Genomic DNA, 15,641 nt, shown 5'->3' on the forward strand with positions numbered 1-15,641 from the left:
GCACCATGGGCATGAAATACATTCTTGGCGATATCCAAACCAATCGTGGTAACTTCCGACATGGACGCCTCCTCAAGTGGTGTTCAACACCTCCACTATGGCACATCGATGCCGTCGGGGGGCGTCCACCCCATCACCCAAAACTCCACATGCCCGTGTCGCAAGAGCAGCAACATACGCGACGCTCGGAACTCAGCACTTCCCCGACAAGGCTTGGCTGGCGTGCTTGGGTTGATAGGAGCTGGCTTCCATTCAGGCGGCCGGTTCCAGCTTCGTATACTGTTACAAATTGCGACCATTTCACTCCCTTCCGGGACATGGCTGTGACACCTGGAGCCTATTTAGGTCATCGACGCCGGGCAGGCGCCGGATCTCGAACTGGGAGAAAATTCGTGAAGAAGTTCATCTTGGGGGCGGTTGCAGCTTCGCTGATCTCGGGGAACGCGATGGCCGCCCCGCAGCAGCAGTCCCAGCGGCATACGGCGGTCAAGCAGAAGGTGGTTGCCAAACAGGCGCCGCAACGCACGCAGTACCGCAGCGATTGGTGCAAGGGCGAGCGTTTCGACAGCCGTAAGGCACGCAACTATCGCCAGATCGATTACCGAAAATATCGCGGCTTGAAGGCTCCGCCGCGCGGCTACCGCTATGTCCAGTCAGGGAACGATGCCGTGCTGGTCGGCATCTCGACCGGGATCATCGCCGCCATCTTCGCTAATGCGGTCCGGTAACGGACGAGATCCTGTAAAATGAAGGAAAGCGGCGGTGCCTTCAGGCATCGCCGCTTTGGTCTGTGTAACGCGCCCGTCGGCAAACGTTTGCCATGGGGCATCGCCGCTAAATGACCAGCGAGCGCCGGATCGTCGCCAAAACGGCAACATTCGCGACGGCCCGCAGAAAGCAATGCCGCGACATGGCCGCTGTCCCGCTTCTCCGTCGTCGCTCATCCGCCGCTCCCTAGTTCGCTGAAGTCCACATGATTGGCGGCAACGAGGCTCCGTCGAGCAATGCGATAAGCGGAGCCTCGTCGGCCAAGATTCTAAGTCACACTGTTGTGACCAGTAGCGTCGACGTAGCGGAGGCGAGCAGGCGCCCTTCGCCGTCGGTCAGCCTGGCTTCGGCGAACGCAACCCGCTTGCCGATGGACAACACAACGCCTTCTCCACGCACCACGCCCGTGTCCGCCGTCATCGCGCGGTGGTAGGCGACCTTCAGCTCCAGCGTCGTCATCGACTGACCCGCGCGGAGCTTCGACACCGTCGCGATCCCGCACGCGGAATCGAGGACGGTCGCGGCATAACCGCCATGCACCGTGCCCATCGGATTGTAAGTCTCCGGTCCCGGATTGCCTTCGAAGACCACGCGACCCTCCTCCACCTCAATCAGCGAGAAGTTCAAAGTTCGCCCCATGGGCGGCTGTGCGTCCTGCGCCATCATCGCGCGCAGCTGTTCGATGCCGGTCATGCTGCGTTCTCCAGGCCGTAGCGCGAGATCAGCGAGGACCGCGCATTCTCCAGGATTGCGTCCGACGCGGGCCCCTCGACCGCCCGGGCCAGCACAATGGCCCCGACCATCTGTGACAAGATCGCCGATGCCTGAACATCGGGATGCTCCACGCCCAATGCCGCAACGGCTGAGGAAAGCCGCTCAGTCAGCACCGCCAACCCAGCGGTAAAGCGATCACGCGCGGCGGGACCGGCGCGCGCCAGGTCGCCGGACAGCGCTGGCAGCGGGCACCCCCGCTCCCGAGCGTCGCGATGCGCGCGCGAGAGATAGATGTCGATGTAGTCAAGCAAGGCAACACGCGGTTCGGTCTTCGCCTCAACCGCACGGGAGAGCCTGAGCGCGTCTTCGAACATGGCGTCGATCGCCTCGACCACCAATGCGTCCCTCGATGCAAAGTGGCTGTAGAAGCCTCCGTGCGTCAGTCCGGCCCGCTTCATGACGGCGGCCACGGTCACATGGTCCGGCCCTTTGGCGCGGATCTCCCGGCTTGCCTCGCGCAGAACCCGCGCCCGCGTCTCTGCCTTGTGGTCGCTTGAATAGCGCACTTGCCGCCTCCCGTTATATGACGCATATCATATTACCGCGCCTGTCGAACGCAAGCGCTGAGGCTCCCTTCGCCTGGTTGGCGCTTCTCGATCATCCAATGAGGTCCTTTGATGACGCCTTTTACCTTGCCTTTCACCGCAAGTGCGGGCGACATCGACCAGCTCGGGCACGTGAACAACGCGATCTGGGTGCAGTGGATTCAGGCGATCGGCACGGCGCACTGGGAAGCGGTGGCTCCGATCGAGCACGTGGAGGCGTATGCATGGGTCGTGACGCGCCACGAAATCAACTATCGCGGCAATGTCGCCTTGGGGGAGACCGTCACGGGAGAGACATGGGTTGGTGAGCCTCCGCGAGGTGCCCGGTTCGACCGGCTCGTCCGCTTTGTTGGTGAAGATGGGCGCATGAAGGTTGAGGCCAGGACCACTCTGGCGATGGTCGACCGGTCGACGGGGCGCCTTGCCCGAGTACCCGGAGACGTAGCTGGACCCTTCCTCAAAGAGGCCGATCCGCCGAACGTTGTTACCATCAAAACGGCCACTCAATTGCTGCCGTTCGGCGGGTCTGTATGATGCTGAATCCAGAGCAGGCTCGAAGTTACGTCCCCTACCCCACTATGGAGGCTTAGGTGTTATCGCCAACCACGCTCGCACAGGCGTTTGATCGCGTGACTGACTATTGGTCGCCCAAGGTGATAGGCCGGGTCAACGACCAGCTTCTCAAGGCAGCGAAGCTGAAGGGCGAACTCGTCTGGCACGCACACGATGGGCAGGACGAACTCTTCTACGTCGTCAAAGGGGCGCTGCGCATCGAATTTGAGAATGAAGCCGTCGACCTTGTAGAGGGAGACTTCCTGACGGTACCCAGCGGCGTGCGCCACAATCCGGTCGCGCAAGAGGAGTGTTGGGTGCTGCTGATCGAACCCGCATCGACGAAGCATACCGGCGAGGAGGTGACGTCCCGGACGCGGAGTCTGAAGGAGCAACTCAGCTAGCATTGAACGACTGCCTCGTCCGCAATGACTCCCGAAAGTGACCATTTCGTTGCCATCACCTTCGGCCGCAGAGTTGTCGCAAAAGAGGCAACATACGCGACGTCCGAAACTCAGCACATTCGCGACAGGGCCACGGTACCGGGCTGCAGCGCGGCCGGTCATCGCGATGCCTTTGAGGCATTCCGTCGTGCCTCTGGCGCGTTTCTGCGGTCGTGCCATCGGCCCGTCTTCTTGCCATCGGACAATGGCACGCCTACAAAATACGGACCGGACAACGACGTCTCACAAGGTGCTGCCATGACGTTCCAGATCAATATCACTCCTAACGGTCGAATGAGCCTGCCTGCTGACATTCGGAAGCGTTTGGGTTTGACGGGTGGTGGCGCGATTTATCTGGACGAGACTGAAGACGGTATTGTCTTGCGAACAGCCACGCAGTCGGTGGCGCGAGCTCAGGCGCTTGCCAAGCAGTACACCGGTGACAATCCCGACGCGTCAGTAGATGCCTTCCTTGCTCGCCGCCGCGACGATAGCGGGGAATGAGCGTGGTACTCGACGCCTCTGCCCTCATCGCATTGCTCAAAGGAGAGGGGGGCGCGGCCAAGGTGGCAGCCGGGATTGCTGGGGCGCGGATTAGCAGCGTCAACTACGCTGAAGTGGTCAGCCACTTCATCCATGCGGGCATGCCCGAACTGCAGGTCGACGCAATGCTGGATCCCCTTCCTCTCACAGTAGTGCCGGCGGACAAGGCACTCGCGCAGATCGCCGGCCGCATGCGAGCCGTGACTGCGGAGGCAGGCTTGAGCCTGGGCGACCGCTTCTGTCTGGCGCTCGCACGTCGTGACGGATTGCCTGCGTGGACCGGTGACCGGAACTGGAAAAAGGTAGCAGATGCCGTCGAGGTCAAGGTTATAGCTATCCGCTGAATGCACCGTCTTTTGGGTGCCCGTCTACTCTCACGTGCCAGCCCATGAACAAACGACCGCTTTAGAGCCGCGCCTCACACCCACATTATGTCCATTTTTGGGTGGAGCGCGGTCGTGCAGCTTACCGCAGCCTTCTCATCGTCGTTGTAGATGCGCCGGCGTTCTGTCCGGGTGATGATCTCCATCCGCTCCATCTCCTGACCTCCTTCTGGACTCCAGAAGTAGACCCCAGCAGCCACCGACATCACCGCCTATGCCGTTCATCGCAACACGGGTCAGGCCGGACGCGTACCCAAAAGCAGGCGATCCGCCGCGCCCAGGCGCAGATGAAAATCCTAATCGGTGGCAAGCGCTCTCTGGTCGACGAGCTTCTGGCGGAGCGCCGCGCCGAAGTTGACGGGGGCAATGCGTGAGCCGGGTCTTCGATGCCTCGGCAGTGGTCGCGTTGCTCAACAGTGAGAAGGGTGCGGCAAAGGCTGCCTCCCTGGTCTCTGGATCCTCTCTCTCCGCCGTCTATGCCATCGAGGTGCAGCAGAAGCTCATCGATGCTGGGATGGAAGCGACTGATACCGAAGAGATGCTGCAAAGCCTTGGGCTGGCTATCGTGGCGTTCGACGCGCTGCAGGCGAGTGTCGCTGCTTCCCTACGCCACTTGCGCGCGAGCATCGGCTGTCTCTGGCAGGCTGTGCCTGTATCGCTCTTTCACGCGTGCTTGGATTGCCGGCGCTGCACACGATGAGCCCGAATCAGGGGTCGTTCGCAACGAACATGGCATCCGCGACATCATCACGGATGAGGCGTACCGGGTCACAGCCTGGAAGATCGTCGAAGCGAGGATCGTCCACATCGGCGTCCTCCAGCTCTTTCCACAGCAGCCCCGGGTCGCCATCCGGCAACGGCACCTCCGAGGCCCAGTAGATGTCGCCATGGATTAGGTAGCGATCGTTTTCGAGCCGGCTCAGCACCAATCTCGTTCCAGGTGACAGGTCAACGATCAGCTTTCCGTCCTCGATTTGAGACGGCTGCAGATCGACCACGCGGTTGTGAGGTCGCTGGAAAGGTTCATCCTCCACCAGCATCACCCACTTGCCCGCGGCCAGCGACCAATCCTGGCCAGTTGCCGGCAAAAAGCTAAACAGACTCGACATCCTTCCCATGTAGAACATCATGAGAACAAATGGGAGTGCCTGCACGTCCGAAATAGCTGCGACCCCTTTGCAACAAGGCCATATTGCGAAGAGTTCGCAAGCGACCAGGGCAGATAGAGAGGAGGGAATGGGAGGGAGGTGTCTGGAAAAAGCCGGATACCAGAAGGAGTCCGACCATGACCAAGCCCATGATCCAGACCGTGAAGCTGGCCAAGCTGGCACTGTCTGAAATCAACGTCCGCACCCCCGGCAACGACTTGCTCGAGCAGCTCTCGGCCGACATCGACAGCCGCGGCGTGATCCAGAACCTGATCGTGACGCCGGTGAAGAAGCCGCGCGGCACGTTCGCCGTGATCGCCGGCAGCCGGCGCCACCGCGCTCTGATGCTTCTGGACGAGCAGGGCAAGATTGCGGCGGCCGAGTACGACGTGCCGGTGATGGTGATCGAAGCGGACGAGGCAGCTTTGTCCGAGACCTCGCTTGCCGAAAACTTCCAGCACCTCGCCATGTCGCCGGCAGACGAATGCCGCGCCTTCCAGCACTTCATCGGCCAGGACGGCGACATTGACGGCGTTGCCAAGCGGTTCGGTCTTACGCGCAAGTTCGTCAAGGGTCTGCGCCTTGCGTCGCTCGCGGAGCCAATCTTCCAAGCTTTGGCGGCAGGCGAAATCACCCTGACGTCGCTAAGGCATATGCGTCTACCGCAAGCCATGACCGCCAGCTGATGTTCTCGGAGCGGTATGGCAGCGCTCGGCACTACGGCGCTGACACGATCCCTCGCGTTATCGCGAATGAGTCCATGAAGTCGACTGAGCCCGTCGCGCTTCTCGTGGGCGCGGAGGCCTATGTCGCAGCCGGCGGCGTGATCGACCGCGATCTATTCAGCGACAACGGCGATTGTTGGCTGAACCGCGAGATTGCTGAGACGATCGCGGCCAAGCTCCTGGAAGACGAGGCCGGCAGGCTCGGCACTGAACTTGGTCTGGCCTGGATCCGCTGCCTCGACAGATACCTGGGACGCGGCGCGCACACTTCACCGGGTAAACCTTCCCGAAGAGCTCGGAGCGGCAGGAGGCGATCGGCGCCTTCTTCGACCCTATCCCTGCCGAGGTTCGTCACGGTGGCGACTGAGCCTATTACGCAATCTTGCCCGACCGCATTCAAATGCCCAAGCCCGAGACGTTTCGCACGACCGATGCTTTACAAGGTGTCCAGCGCATGAAACGGCGCATTGGTCGGGCGGATCGACGAGACTTGATCGCACATTTGGTAAACGGTTCGGCGACAACGCATACGCGGTCGAAGAACTCGTTGCCGAATTATCGACCGCGATGATCTGCGCTGAGTTGGGTTTGCCTACCGAGCTTCACGAGCACCATGCCAGTTAGTTTGGGCATTGGATCGATGTCTTCAAAGCGGACAAATCCGCGATCTTTCTCGCGTCGAGCAAGGCCGAGCATTCTGTCACCTTCCTTCCTGGCTTCGGCGCAGAGCGCGACGCGCAAGCAGTCGCTGCATGAGCTATTTCGCCTAGCGAGGATTGAACCAGGGGGGCCCCTCGACAGCCCAGCGAACCGCTAGGGTTGCAAGCGTCGCCGCGACCCCGTTCAGGAGCAGCCTTCTTCCGCAGGGCCGTTCATGTGCAAGGGGCGAAGCTAGAAGCTCGACCAAGATCGCGCTTAGCCAGAACCAAAACAGGTGCACGCGGCTTTCGATCAGAGGCGCAAGCGTGCGGCTCGCTGCCGCCGCAACGGTGAAGGTCGCCGCGCTGGCGAGGGTTAGGCGATAATGCACCCGGTCTCCGTATCAGGGAGGCAGTTAGCGCGCCACCAAGCGAAGCTCTGGTTGTGAGCCCCTCGGCGACCTGTCAGTCGCTCCTGAGACCACCCTGCCGACAGCGCCCTCCTCTTCCGAATCGGCCTTCTCGTCATTGAACTGGCCCTTGCCGTAGTAGCCGCGTACCCTCTGACCACCTTAGAAACCGGGGCTTTCACCACGATCTTCCTTGCCGGTGTGGGGGTTCTCGTAGGACCCTCCATCGGATTGAGTGCTCCCGTTCAACCCATGGGTGTCGACGTCACTCACCCCATCTTTGCGCAGCTTGGAGCTATCTTGTCCGGTCGCCGGCATCGGCACTTTTCCGCCGCTCATGCTGTTTTCCTCTTGTCATGAGTAGAACGCGGCGACGAAGCTCACCGCGCGGGCATGCCGCCGTAATGTTTGTTTGTCAGCCTTGCCTCCTGACAACAGCAGGAGACCTTCAATGTCGCGGAACTGGCTTCGATTTTTTTGGCGCGGCAGGAGCGATAAGGCCGCACGTCAGGCGGAAGCATTCAGCGTGATGCAGACCGTGCAATGTGATCCGGTGCAGACCGCGCTTCGCGATCAATGCCACTAACGGAGTGGCCTGATCTCGGGGGCGCTTTCCGCGTGCTGGGGCGCAGCGAAGGCTAGGTCATGCGCTACCTGCGCGATCGCCTGCCGTACGATCAGCTCCTCGGCCCTCTGGTCAGCTCGCCGATGTCGTACCACGGCCATGGGGCTTAATAGCAAGCGGGGCGTTAAGGGCCGGCGGAATGCGGCCGCAATCAACACTGCGGGCGATCGGCAATGGATCGGCGTTCGCGAGACAGGAGGCAAGACCATGATTCGTAAAGCTTTCACTTTGCTACTCGTTGCCGGCAGCTTGATGGTGGCAGCCTGCAACACTATCGACGGCGCTGGTAAGGACGTGGAGTCCGTTGGTGAGACGGTGGCGAACACCGTCGACTGAAGCGGCCCTACTGAGGAACGTCCATTTTTAGGACAGACGGCGCAGAAACATCACCGAAACGCAACGACGACCCTCCCGTGGCATTAGGTATGGTCGTGCGCCCGACCCGACGAGCGCACGAAAGTGTTCGCGCCTGATCAGCGCCCGATTGGGCGCGAACACTTTCATTCTCCTCGCAGCCCCTTCGTGCAGCGCCGGAGCCCCAATCCGCTGCTCAGTTTAGCATTATGGAAAACGCCTGAATTGCCGCGTTCTCCTTGTGAAGTATGTGGGCGCGCATGTTGTTAAGCAGCGAAGCGGAGCGGCTCAGGCGTCAGGCTCAGACTTGCCGCAACCTGGCGGGCGGTATGTCCGTCGCGCGTGGTCGAGACGCGATGACCGTGATGGCGGCTGAGTACGACTGGCGCGCCGATGTTCTCGAAAGTCATCCCGCCAGCCGATTCAATCCCCCCGCAGTCTCAGCGCATAGCTGAGCACCGGTGCCGTAAACCGCTCAGCCTTCTTCGGCTCGATCTTGAAGATGTAGCTCTACGGGCAGATGCACCCACCGCCCCACCACAGGATGCCTGAAAGCACGTCTGAGTTTGCGCGGAGAGCCGCCATGGCTTCCTTTGCGACGGCCTCGCAGGTCCGGTAAATGCCCTGGCTCGAGCCGGACGCGCTCTCGGTGATTTGGCCGATCAGACCGGTGTGGCTCTTTAATCGCTGGTCGAAAGTAGTGCGATCACGATCGCGGGCATCAACAAGCATCCTTTCCTGACGCGAAAGCGATTGTTTTCGAGCGGAAGTTCGCAAGCAGCAGCTTTAGAAGCGCTCGGATTCCGCTTCACCGCGCGATCAGCGCCTCACAACGGCGGGCGCGTGACTTCGCATGGGCGGCTCGCGGACTTCCGTTCAACGGCGCGAAGAATATGATCCCAGTCCCTAACATCATCGTCGCTTCCACGGCGAACCGCAGATGTGATCTCGTCCAGAACGGCTCTTATTAGAAGAGTTTCTCCATCGTGGCTGGGTGCCGATGAAGAGCGCGACAGTTCATCCATTTACCACCTCGATTGAATCTACGGCGGGATGTGTCCGGAACTTCCCTGCCTCCGCAACCATGCAATCGCCCGCACGGTCTTCGGGTGAGATGAGACGCGACGGAAACTGAAGCATGTTAGTCCAGCGCTCTCCGCGACAGGGACGAATGATAGCTTCAAGAGCGTCCGGATTTGACTGGTGCGAGCGCGTTCACTTCCATTAGCTTTGCCCTCCACCTATCCGCCGCAGCATCGTCATTTCGGGCAATAGCGCGCAGCATTTCATCCTCGATGAGCCGGAAAGAAAGCTCACCGAATCTTTCAACAATCTCTGCCGTGGTAAGGTTTAGCGCAATCATGTTGCGGCGCACAATGCGACACCGAAACAAAACTTTCTTGCAGTTTTCCGACTGATCTGGATCAAGGCCGCTCTGCGCGATTGCCAAATAACAAATCAGCTTGCGTGACTCAGATCTTCCATGTCCGTTCTGTCCTCATGAGCTATCGGTGCAGGTGCAGCTCGCGCAATGAGCCGGCGCGTCGTAAGACGGCGGTGAAACTCACGCGTTGTTCCGCCAGTGGTTGAGCTCGCCTGTGTCGGCTAGGTTGCTTTCAAGCACCTCAGCCCAATCGTTGAACCCTGGAGGGGGATAGTCGACGAGCACGATCCGCTTGTTGGAGACGTAGCGCCGAATGGCCTTTCTGACCGCCAAGCGGCCAGGGCCATCGTTATCGCCAGCAAGGACCAATGTGGTGACGCAATCGGGGAGGCTCACCAGGTCGAAGCGTCGGCTGCCAAGAGGTGACCAGCAGGGAATGCCTTTCAGGCGTGAATAGGCAGCGGCGCTCTCGAAGCCCTCGGCCCATCCGATCGTCGCGGCCAATCCCCCGCCCATCCACGCGCTGCCGGCTAGCAGACCAAGGTTGACCTTCTCGGTGTAGTAGCCAGTCTGGCGGTCGAGGAAGATCCTCTGGATCGCGATCAGCCGGTTGCCTTCGCGAACGCCGACAAGCAGCGCCGGCTTGAACTTCGTGTGCGGCTTAGGCCCATGCGGGCACCGTGGATGAAACCGAAGGTCATTGAACGCTGGCAGTAGCTTGCGCGTTTCAAGGTAGCGCTCTGCCAGCGAGCCCTCGACGGGCATCGCTTCCGACCAGATCCGCTCCACGTTTGCGGTGCCGCCTTGCCGAGCCGCCGGCGGTGGTGGCGCCGGATGTCTGCCACTGATCGGGATGCGGGCAAGCTCGCGAAGCACGTCTTCTGCGTCGCAGCCGGCAAAGCAAGTCACGAGGATGTTCCTATCCCCTTGGCGTAGCGACAGGCTGGGGGTGCGATCCTGGTGAGCGGGGCATCGACACATCGCGACATGGCCGTCCCATCTGCCGCCCAATGCGGCGACCAAGCTCACCAGATACTGGCTTGGGGAGCGTGCGAGGAGGGCCATCAATTGACTCCCCGGAACAAGCCACCAGCATCAGCGGGGCCGAGAGGAACGTGGCGACCGCCTTCGATAATCGCGTATTCGGTGTCTTCGGAGGCGAAGTACGTCGCGACAGCTTCCTGCCGATACTTATGCGGCGATCCGTTGGCGGTCAGTCTCGCGACGGCATGATTTTCTAGTGCCATCACGGCGGCATCGTGGCTTTCGTAAACCTCTGCCGACTGCGATGCGTTCGCATCCCTGATTAAAAGTACGATGCGGGTCATGATCGAGGACCTTCCCAATACCGGGACGGTGATCCGTCCTGTGGATCGGCTCAGCCCCGGGACTTCTCCCGCGCCAGCTCGTCCTGCCTTCCCCTCTCCTCTCTCATTTGGCTTGTTTAACCCGTTCCTACTGCGGAACGACTATAAGAGTTAAGGAACTCTCGACACGGCGCGCTTGTTAGTGTGGGCAGCCAATCCTCCGTTTTCTTTAGTCTCCCCTTTTGCGATCTCGGCGGGTCAAGCTGCAATCGCCCCCGGTCGGGGGACGGCGAAAAGCAGGTGCTCTGTCAGAGCGATAATAAGGAGTAGCTGTTCGGGTCCTGCGCCAAGTTCCTGTCTATAATTGAGTGTGGTGCAGCCCATGTGCACCGGTAGCGTTCAGGATCGGCCATGTTGAATCGCGAGACTTACAATCACACACCCGAATTGCCGCCAATCCTTCTTAACCGGTGCGCTCACCTGGAGCGATGCCTGAGCTGCGGGAGGTGGTTCGACACGCGGGATCTGTTTGATGTGCTCCGGCACGACCTGCAGCAGAGCGAGACCGCAGCGGCCCACTGAGGCTCGCAATCGGCCAGTCGGAAGGCAATAAACAGAGGCCGGTAACACCCTAAAGTCCGCCGTTCGGCACGTTCGCCGCTGCACCCGAAAGCGGCCTTGGTTCATCTGCCGGATGAACGGCAGCAAACGCCCAATTGTGTTGGAAAGCTCAAATGCAACCGCCAGCAACGCTGGCGATGTAAGACGCTCGCCGATCAGCTATCAACTCGTCGGAGAGACTGACGTCGGCGGAAACATACTCACGCAGACGTGACTGAACATGCGAGACAGCATCACGAAGGGGACAACATGTATTTCCCCGCCTACGAGCTCGAGAAGCACTGTATCTCCATCGTCGAGAGACATGCCTTCCGGATTTCAGCCGGCAGCTGAAGCCTACCGCCAGAGACAAGCCGCGCACGCTGAACGTTCACTGTCGGACTCCTGAAGATTGTCGGAGATCTCTGATACTATACCTGGGCAACGGTTTGCACCCGGCTTGGTTTGCTGGAGGAGCTGAATGACAGGATCGGCAATCTCGATAGGGACGTCGCACGACGAGCACGCGAGGAAGCCATTGCGAGGCGACTCAATACGATCCCCGGCGTGAGGCCGATCACCAGCCACCGCGATTGCCGCACTGGCGCCGCCGACCGAAGCATACGCCAAAGGCCGCGACTTTGCCGCCTGGCTGGGCGTAGCGCCGCCGCAAGCCTCGACAGGGAGGCAAGCAGAAGCTGGGCTCGATCACGGAAATGGGCGAGCGAACATTCCGACGCTTGCTGATCATCGGCAGCAGCGCTGTGGTGCTACAGGCGAGCAAGCGAGGCGCCCCGGCAGGGTCGTGGCTTGAGCAGATGCTTGCCAGGAAGCCGCGCATGCTGGTGAGTGTCGCGCTCGCCAGCAAGACGGCGCGGATCATCTGGGCGCTGCTCATGAGCAAAGAGGATTATAGAGCGCCGGTCGCAGCTGCGGCGTAAGCCAACGTGGACCAGGGGTCGTCGGGAGACGTAGTCGGTCGAAGGAGGCTATGGCACAACAGTCGGCGAGACGGGGCCGGAAGAACCAGTGCTTTCCACCGTGCCGTGAGCACGCTCAGGGTGAAGTGGTTTCGGTCCGCGAACTCCCATACCGGCCCGCAGCCTCTAGGCCGCACTAGAGGCCGGACTGCATCCGACTACTTCCCCCATCCTCCAATTACCGCTTGCGTTTTGCGGGCGTCCACTGCTGACGACAGCAGGTCGCAACGCGCTTGCCAGTATCGTTGCCATCTTACCCGATCGGAAGGCGCGGCAGGCAGCGCACGCATCAATGCGATCCTGGCGCCCGCCTGAGCCGCGCGCCGCCGTCACGATCAAGCTCGATCTTCTGCGCGAAGCCTGCTGGGATGAGTTCAGCGTCCGGATAGCCTGTCGTGACGCTAACGGGCGGCCGACCGAACGCGAAATACTGCTGCTTGGTATGTCCTACAGCCCACGAACCTTGATGCTCGTCGCTTGGTGCCTGTTACGCCAAGCTCACCGGACCTTCGAGGTACCCCGGATCGAAGCGCTGGAGCGGGGCGCAAGCAGTTTCCGCCCGCGACGGGTGCAGCTCCTCCGGGAATATGTCACGCTGCGAATCGCGGAGTGGAAGAGCAAAGAGCAACATGCGCGAGCTCAGAAACTTCGCTCATCAATCTCACAATGAGGTATGGTAAAGCTGATTGAGGCACCTCCTGTAGGCACGTTCGTCGCCCATATTCTCCCATTGTGCGCTTCCACGATCGCACGGCAAATAGACAGGCCCAGCCCGGTTCCTGATTTCTTAGTCGTCACAAACGAGTTGAATATAGTATCGGCGCGCTCAGGATCGATACCTGAACCGTTGTCGATGACCTTCACCAGGACTTTACCACCCTCATGCGTCACGCAAATGCGTACTGTGCCGTCTGGGATTGTGTCGATGGCCTCCAAGGCATTTTTGACGAGGTTCATAACCACCTGCTGCAATTGTATCTTGTCGCCGAGCACAAGAGCAGGGGCTTCTATATCGCACTTTACCTTTTGCATTGATGCCGCAGGCATCATTTGGAAGGCCCCTTCCATGACCTCGCCGAAATCAACAATGCTGTTAGGTACGGATCCTTTCTTGGTCATATTTCGAACGTTCTTGATGATCGCGCCGGCTCTCAGGGCGCTTTCGCGTATGGCTTGGAGCGGTGTTCCAAGCCGATCATACGCTGAGGCGAGCAGCAGTTGCTGGCTGGCAGCAGCGAAGTTGGATATGGCGGTAAGTGGCTGATTGAGCTCGTGGGCGAGGGTCGCGGCCATGGCATCCATAGCACTCGCTCTTGATAGGTAGATCAGCTCGCTCTGCAGGGCCTTCAGGCGCTCGCCGCGTCCGACATGGTCAGTGACGTCGTACCCTTGGCAGATGAGGCCTACTATGTTGCCGGCTGGGTCCCTCCTGGGGGCATATACGACGTCAATAAAATACGCGGCATGCCCACCCTTGTTATCTTCGAGTGATATCCCAAGCTCTTTGCCGACGAACGGCTTGCCGCTTGCGAAAACGTCATCAAGCACCTTCTGATAGCCTTGAGGTACGAGTTCTGGGAGCGCTTCAAACGCCTTGAACCCGATGACTTGACGGTCTGCGATGAGCCGGCGGAACTCCTTATTCGCCATGGTGACTATGTGATCCGCCCCATCCGACATGGCTAAGAAGCCCGGAGCGTCCTCAAACCAACAACCGAGTAGGTCGCGCTCTAATCGGATCTGCCGCTGCGCTTCGACCGTTTCAGTGGTATCCGAGCATATGCAGGTAACACCGCAAACCGCACCCTGGTCATCTCTGATTGGTGTGTATGCGTACGTATAATAGCGAAGCTCTTTGAAGTTACTCCGCCACGTCCGTAGTGGCACATCGTGAGCGATGGTTGCAGAGCCATTTCGAGCGGGCACGAAATGACCAGAAATGCTTGCCCATTCCGGAGCCATGACTTCACAGAATGGTCGTCCCAATCCCTCCTCGTGGTTGGGTCCGAGCAGCTTCGAGAATGCGAAGTTGAAGAGGAAGGCATCGTCACTTCCCCAAGTTGCCATAATCGGCTGTCGGTTGTCGAATAGGTAGCGGATCACCCCGCGAAGCAGCGAGGGCCAACCATCGGTGTGCCCGAGCGATCCAAGATGCCAAGGCAATCCCCAAAACCGTTCTATGAATGCTGCCTCTTCCGGGTCTTTACCGGCTGTTGGTGCCTCGTTTTCGATCACTACAGGCGATCCTCTCACCAACAAAGATGCAGGGTAGATCGTATGCACTTTGGATGAGCCGTCTCAGAAGGTAAACACTACGTTTGCTATCGGCCATGGGCATCTAGCGGCCTTCACGTTTGTTTTGGAGTGACGTCCGTAAATCGCAGCGAAAGGCGCGCTCTGAATGTTCAGACCGGCTGCGATGGCTGCTGATCAGCGAACCCGCGTCACCGCGAGGGTCCCGGCTGGTGCCGACAACAACACATCCTGAGCAGGAACGGCAGGGTTGAGCCACCTCGCCCAATCTTTGCGGCCGAGCACGACAATTTGGCGGTTGTGATAAGGGGCGATGTCCGGGCCCGGAGAGGTCGTCAACATGGTGTATGCCTCGCCCACGCTTTGCTCCGTTCGCAGGAGGCCAGCGATGCAGAAGAATGGCTCTCCGGGCATCGTAAAGAGCCATTTGCTCTTCGGCCGCTTCTTAGGCCCCCCTTCAACGGGGGGAGGGTCGGTGAATTCGTAGAAGCCGTCAGCGATGATCAGCACGCGCCCGCTGTCGAACTCCCTGCCCTCAGAACGAAAGTTGTAGACCGGTTTGCCCGTCGGCCCAGGCCAGCTCCAGCGCCGCATAACCAAGTCAGCGCCCTTGGCCCCTGCGCGAACGATGGCGTGCCGATCAGTGATCTTGATGCTGTCGCTGAGCGGGAGGTTAGGAACCCCCTCAGGAAAACAGATCGGTAAGCCGACCTGAGAAAACTCATACGAGAGCTGGTCGATGTCGACGTGGCTGCGATGCTCGTTGCACATGGCTAGGGTATTGCCTGAAAAGATTGAAGGTTTCGCTCCAAAGATGGCAATTGCTTGCCTCCCTCACATCGCGGTCCATACATGTCTCGTGCAGAAGATAGGCAGTGGCAAGCGGCGTCGCACTCCTGGCACTTCTGATCTCGCCTCCCGCTTGATACTGTGAAAAGGACGGTTCTCGCGAACAAAACTGAATGTGCGATCGTTGCGAGGAGCTACGGTGACTGGCGGCGAAAAGGGTTGAACGTCTCGCGTTGCCGACCCGCTCCAAAATCGTGCACATATTTGAGGGCGGCTACACTCCGCGGAGCTCATTTACGACATCGGGTAAGGTCATCGCGCGAGAAAATTCGGTTCCGGGACCATATCTGCCGAAGGACATCCTTTCGCCGTTACGCTCGGCGGGTGCCCCGCAGCTTGCAACTCTGTCTGGGCGCTGAA

21 protein-coding genes and 1 pseudogene are annotated in these 15,641 nt (G+C 60.0%); 12 read left to right on the top strand and 10 right to left on the bottom strand.

Features of this window, described 5'->3' with window-relative positions; translation table 11 throughout:
- The first annotated feature begins 392 nt into the window (after positions 1 to 392).
- Positions 393 to 728 carry an RcnB family protein gene (locus tag FHT02_RS16340; protein WP_343056976.1) on the top strand — a complete coding sequence of 112 codons (336 nt, stop codon included), beginning with the start codon at positions 393 to 395 and terminating at the stop codon, positions 726 to 728.
- 313 nt (positions 729 to 1,041) lie between these two features.
- On the opposite strand, the gene FHT02_RS16345 is transcribed toward FHT02_RS16340, so the two are convergent.
- Together FHT02_RS16345 and FHT02_RS16350 are read right to left on the bottom strand one after the other, a co-directional pair.
- Entirely contained in the window at positions 1,042 to 1,461 is a 420-nt protein-coding gene (locus tag FHT02_RS16345; RefSeq protein WP_184090109.1) for a PaaI family thioesterase, read from the bottom strand.
- Entirely contained in the window at positions 1,458 to 2,048 is a 591-nt protein-coding gene (locus FHT02_RS16350; protein ID WP_184090112.1) for a TetR family transcriptional regulator, read from the bottom strand. Before FHT02_RS16350 ends, FHT02_RS16345 begins: the two co-directional genes overlap by 4 nt.
- 111 nt (positions 2,049 to 2,159) lie before the next feature.
- Between FHT02_RS16350 and FHT02_RS16355 the strand changes: the two genes are divergently transcribed.
- From FHT02_RS16355 to FHT02_RS16375, 5 genes are all read left to right on the top strand, one after another.
- A complete protein-coding gene (locus FHT02_RS16355; RefSeq protein WP_184090115.1) occupies positions 2,160 to 2,621 on the top strand; it encodes an acyl-CoA thioesterase in 462 nt (153 codons plus the stop codon).
- 56 nt (positions 2,622 to 2,677) lie between these two features.
- The gene (locus FHT02_RS21640; RefSeq protein ID WP_184090118.1) at positions 2,678 to 3,043 is read left to right on the top strand and encodes a cupin domain-containing protein; all 366 of its coding nucleotides are present in this window, start codon (positions 2,678 to 2,680) and stop codon (positions 3,041 to 3,043) included.
- 297 nt (positions 3,044 to 3,340) lie between these two features.
- The gene (locus FHT02_RS16365; RefSeq protein WP_184090121.1) at positions 3,341 to 3,586 is read left to right on the top strand and encodes an AbrB/MazE/SpoVT family DNA-binding domain-containing protein; all 246 of its coding nucleotides are present in this window, start codon (positions 3,341 to 3,343) and stop codon (positions 3,584 to 3,586) included.
- A complete protein-coding gene (locus FHT02_RS16370) occupies positions 3,583 to 3,969 on the top strand; it encodes a type II toxin-antitoxin system VapC family toxin (protein ID WP_184090124.1) in 387 nt (128 codons plus the stop codon). Before FHT02_RS16365 ends, FHT02_RS16370 begins: the two co-directional genes overlap by 4 nt.
- A gap of 409 nt (positions 3,970 to 4,378) precedes the next feature.
- Positions 4,379 to 4,708: a PIN domain-containing protein gene (locus FHT02_RS16375; protein ID WP_184090127.1), complete on the top strand. Its 330-nt coding sequence runs from the start codon at positions 4,379 to 4,381 to the stop codon at positions 4,706 to 4,708.
- 7 nt (positions 4,709 to 4,715) lie between these two features.
- Here FHT02_RS16375 and FHT02_RS16380 read toward each other — a convergent pair whose 3' ends face one another.
- Positions 4,716 to 5,138, bottom strand: coding sequence for a hypothetical protein (locus FHT02_RS16380; protein WP_184090129.1), 423 nt, complete (start codon positions 5,136 to 5,138; stop codon positions 4,716 to 4,718).
- Between the two features lie 155 nt (positions 5,139 to 5,293).
- On the opposite strand from FHT02_RS16380, the gene FHT02_RS22070 reads away from it, so the two are divergent.
- The 3 genes from FHT02_RS22070 to FHT02_RS21645 all read left to right on the top strand — a co-directional run bounded on the left by FHT02_RS22070 (position 5,294) and on the right by FHT02_RS21645 (position 6,505).
- Positions 5,294 to 5,842: a ParB/RepB/Spo0J family partition protein gene (locus tag FHT02_RS22070; protein WP_343056977.1), complete on the top strand. Its 549-nt coding sequence runs from the start codon at positions 5,294 to 5,296 to the stop codon at positions 5,840 to 5,842.
- Positions 5,843 to 5,916: 74 nt separating this feature from the next.
- Entirely contained in the window at positions 5,917 to 6,339 is a 423-nt protein-coding gene (locus FHT02_RS22075) for a hypothetical protein (RefSeq protein ID WP_343056979.1), read from the top strand.
- Positions 6,245 to 6,505 (top strand): zincin-like metallopeptidase domain-containing protein, encoded by a 261-nt coding sequence (locus tag FHT02_RS21645; RefSeq protein ID WP_246352476.1) that lies wholly within the window; start codon positions 6,245 to 6,247, stop codon positions 6,503 to 6,505. Before FHT02_RS22075 ends, FHT02_RS21645 begins: the two co-directional genes overlap by 95 nt.
- Positions 6,506 to 7,091: 586 nt before the next feature.
- On the opposite strand, the gene FHT02_RS16395 is transcribed toward FHT02_RS21645, so the two are convergent.
- On the bottom strand, positions 7,092 to 7,268 hold the full coding sequence (locus FHT02_RS16395) for a hypothetical protein (RefSeq protein WP_184090132.1): 177 nt from the start codon (positions 7,266 to 7,268) through the stop codon (positions 7,092 to 7,094).
- Between the two features lie 493 nt (positions 7,269 to 7,761).
- On the opposite strand from FHT02_RS16395, the gene FHT02_RS16400 reads away from it, so the two are divergent.
- A complete protein-coding gene (locus FHT02_RS16400) occupies positions 7,762 to 7,890 on the top strand; it encodes an entericidin A/B family lipoprotein (RefSeq protein WP_184090135.1) in 129 nt (42 codons plus the stop codon).
- Positions 7,891 to 8,174: 284 nt separating this feature from the next.
- Here the strand turns inward: FHT02_RS16400 and FHT02_RS16405 are convergent, their stop codons facing one another.
- From FHT02_RS16405 to FHT02_RS16420, 4 genes are all read right to left on the bottom strand, one after another.
- A complete protein-coding gene (locus tag FHT02_RS16405) occupies positions 8,175 to 8,318 on the bottom strand; it encodes a hypothetical protein (protein ID WP_184090138.1) in 144 nt (47 codons plus the stop codon).
- Between the two features lie 770 nt (positions 8,319 to 9,088).
- Positions 9,089 to 9,358 (bottom strand): hypothetical protein, encoded by a 270-nt coding sequence (locus tag FHT02_RS16410; RefSeq protein WP_184090141.1) that lies wholly within the window; start codon positions 9,356 to 9,358, stop codon positions 9,089 to 9,091.
- 114 nt (positions 9,359 to 9,472) lie between these two features.
- The gene (locus FHT02_RS16415) at positions 9,473 to 10,357 is read right to left on the bottom strand and encodes a DUF7146 domain-containing protein (protein WP_184090145.1); all 885 of its coding nucleotides are present in this window, start codon (positions 10,355 to 10,357) and stop codon (positions 9,473 to 9,475) included.
- Positions 10,357 to 10,620 (bottom strand): hypothetical protein, encoded by a 264-nt coding sequence (locus FHT02_RS16420; RefSeq protein ID WP_184090148.1) that lies wholly within the window; start codon positions 10,618 to 10,620, stop codon positions 10,357 to 10,359. Before FHT02_RS16420 ends, FHT02_RS16415 begins: the two co-directional genes overlap by 1 nt.
- A gap of 1,032 nt (positions 10,621 to 11,652) precedes the next feature.
- Here FHT02_RS16420 and FHT02_RS22280 point away from each other — a divergent pair.
- A pseudogene (locus tag FHT02_RS22280) lies at positions 11,653 to 12,140 on the top strand (transposase); the annotation flags it as partial.
- Between the two features lie 331 nt (positions 12,141 to 12,471).
- Entirely contained in the window at positions 12,472 to 12,849 is a 378-nt protein-coding gene (locus FHT02_RS16430) for a helix-turn-helix transcriptional regulator (RefSeq protein ID WP_184090151.1), read from the top strand.
- On the opposite strand, the gene FHT02_RS16435 is transcribed toward FHT02_RS16430, so the two are convergent.
- On the bottom strand, positions 12,819 to 14,414 hold the full coding sequence (locus tag FHT02_RS16435) for an ATP-binding protein (RefSeq protein ID WP_184090154.1): 1,596 nt from the start codon (positions 14,412 to 14,414) through the stop codon (positions 12,819 to 12,821). The two genes, FHT02_RS16430 and FHT02_RS16435, sit on opposite strands and share 31 nt — an antisense overlap.
- 195 nt (positions 14,415 to 14,609) lie before the next feature.
- Positions 14,610 to 15,203 carry an SOS response-associated peptidase family protein gene (locus tag FHT02_RS16440; protein WP_184090157.1) on the bottom strand — a complete coding sequence of 198 codons (594 nt, stop codon included), beginning with the start codon at positions 15,201 to 15,203 and terminating at the stop codon, positions 14,610 to 14,612.
- Positions 15,204 to 15,641 lie beyond the last annotated feature (438 nt).

The sequence above is a fragment of the Sphingomonas xinjiangensis genome (assembly GCF_014199255.1).
Lineage (GTDB): Bacteria > Pseudomonadota > Alphaproteobacteria > Sphingomonadales > Sphingomonadaceae > Sphingomonas > Sphingomonas xinjiangensis.

Excerpts from the sequence above, each read along its gene's own strand:
- FHT02_RS16395 (WP_184090132.1), bottom strand. The coding sequence starts at position 7,268 with ATGAGCGGCGGAAAAGTGCCGATGCCGGCGACCGGACAAGATAGCTCC.
- FHT02_RS16430 (WP_184090151.1), top strand. The coding sequence starts at position 12,472 with ATGCGATCCTGGCGCCCGCCTGAGCCGCGCGCCGCCGTCACGATCAAG.
- FHT02_RS16405 (WP_184090138.1), bottom strand. The coding sequence starts at position 8,318 with ATGACTTTCGAGAACATCGGCGCGCCAGTCGTACTCAGCCGCCATCAC.
- FHT02_RS16415 (WP_184090145.1), bottom strand. The coding sequence starts at position 10,357 with ATGGCCCTCCTCGCACGCTCCCCAAGCCAGTATCTGGTGAGCTTGGTC.
- FHT02_RS16420 (WP_184090148.1), bottom strand. The coding sequence starts at position 10,620 with ATGACCCGCATCGTACTTTTAATCAGGGATGCGAACGCATCGCAGTCG.
- FHT02_RS16365 (WP_184090121.1), top strand. The coding sequence starts at position 3,341 with ATGACGTTCCAGATCAATATCACTCCTAACGGTCGAATGAGCCTGCCT.
- FHT02_RS16345 (WP_184090109.1), bottom strand. The coding sequence starts at position 1,461 with ATGACCGGCATCGAACAGCTGCGCGCGATGATGGCGCAGGACGCACAG.
- FHT02_RS22070 (WP_343056977.1), top strand. The coding sequence starts at position 5,294 with ATGACCAAGCCCATGATCCAGACCGTGAAGCTGGCCAAGCTGGCACTG.
- FHT02_RS16440 (WP_184090157.1), bottom strand. The coding sequence starts at position 15,203 with ATGTGCAACGAGCATCGCAGCCACGTCGACATCGACCAGCTCTCGTAT.
- FHT02_RS16400 (WP_184090135.1), top strand. The coding sequence starts at position 7,762 with ATGATTCGTAAAGCTTTCACTTTGCTACTCGTTGCCGGCAGCTTGATG.
- FHT02_RS16355 (WP_184090115.1), top strand. The coding sequence starts at position 2,160 with ATGACGCCTTTTACCTTGCCTTTCACCGCAAGTGCGGGCGACATCGAC.
- FHT02_RS16380 (WP_184090129.1), bottom strand. The coding sequence starts at position 5,138 with ATGATGTTCTACATGGGAAGGATGTCGAGTCTGTTTAGCTTTTTGCCG.
- FHT02_RS16370 (WP_184090124.1), top strand. The coding sequence starts at position 3,583 with ATGAGCGTGGTACTCGACGCCTCTGCCCTCATCGCATTGCTCAAAGGA.
- FHT02_RS22075 (WP_343056979.1), top strand. The coding sequence starts at position 5,917 with ATGAAGTCGACTGAGCCCGTCGCGCTTCTCGTGGGCGCGGAGGCCTAT.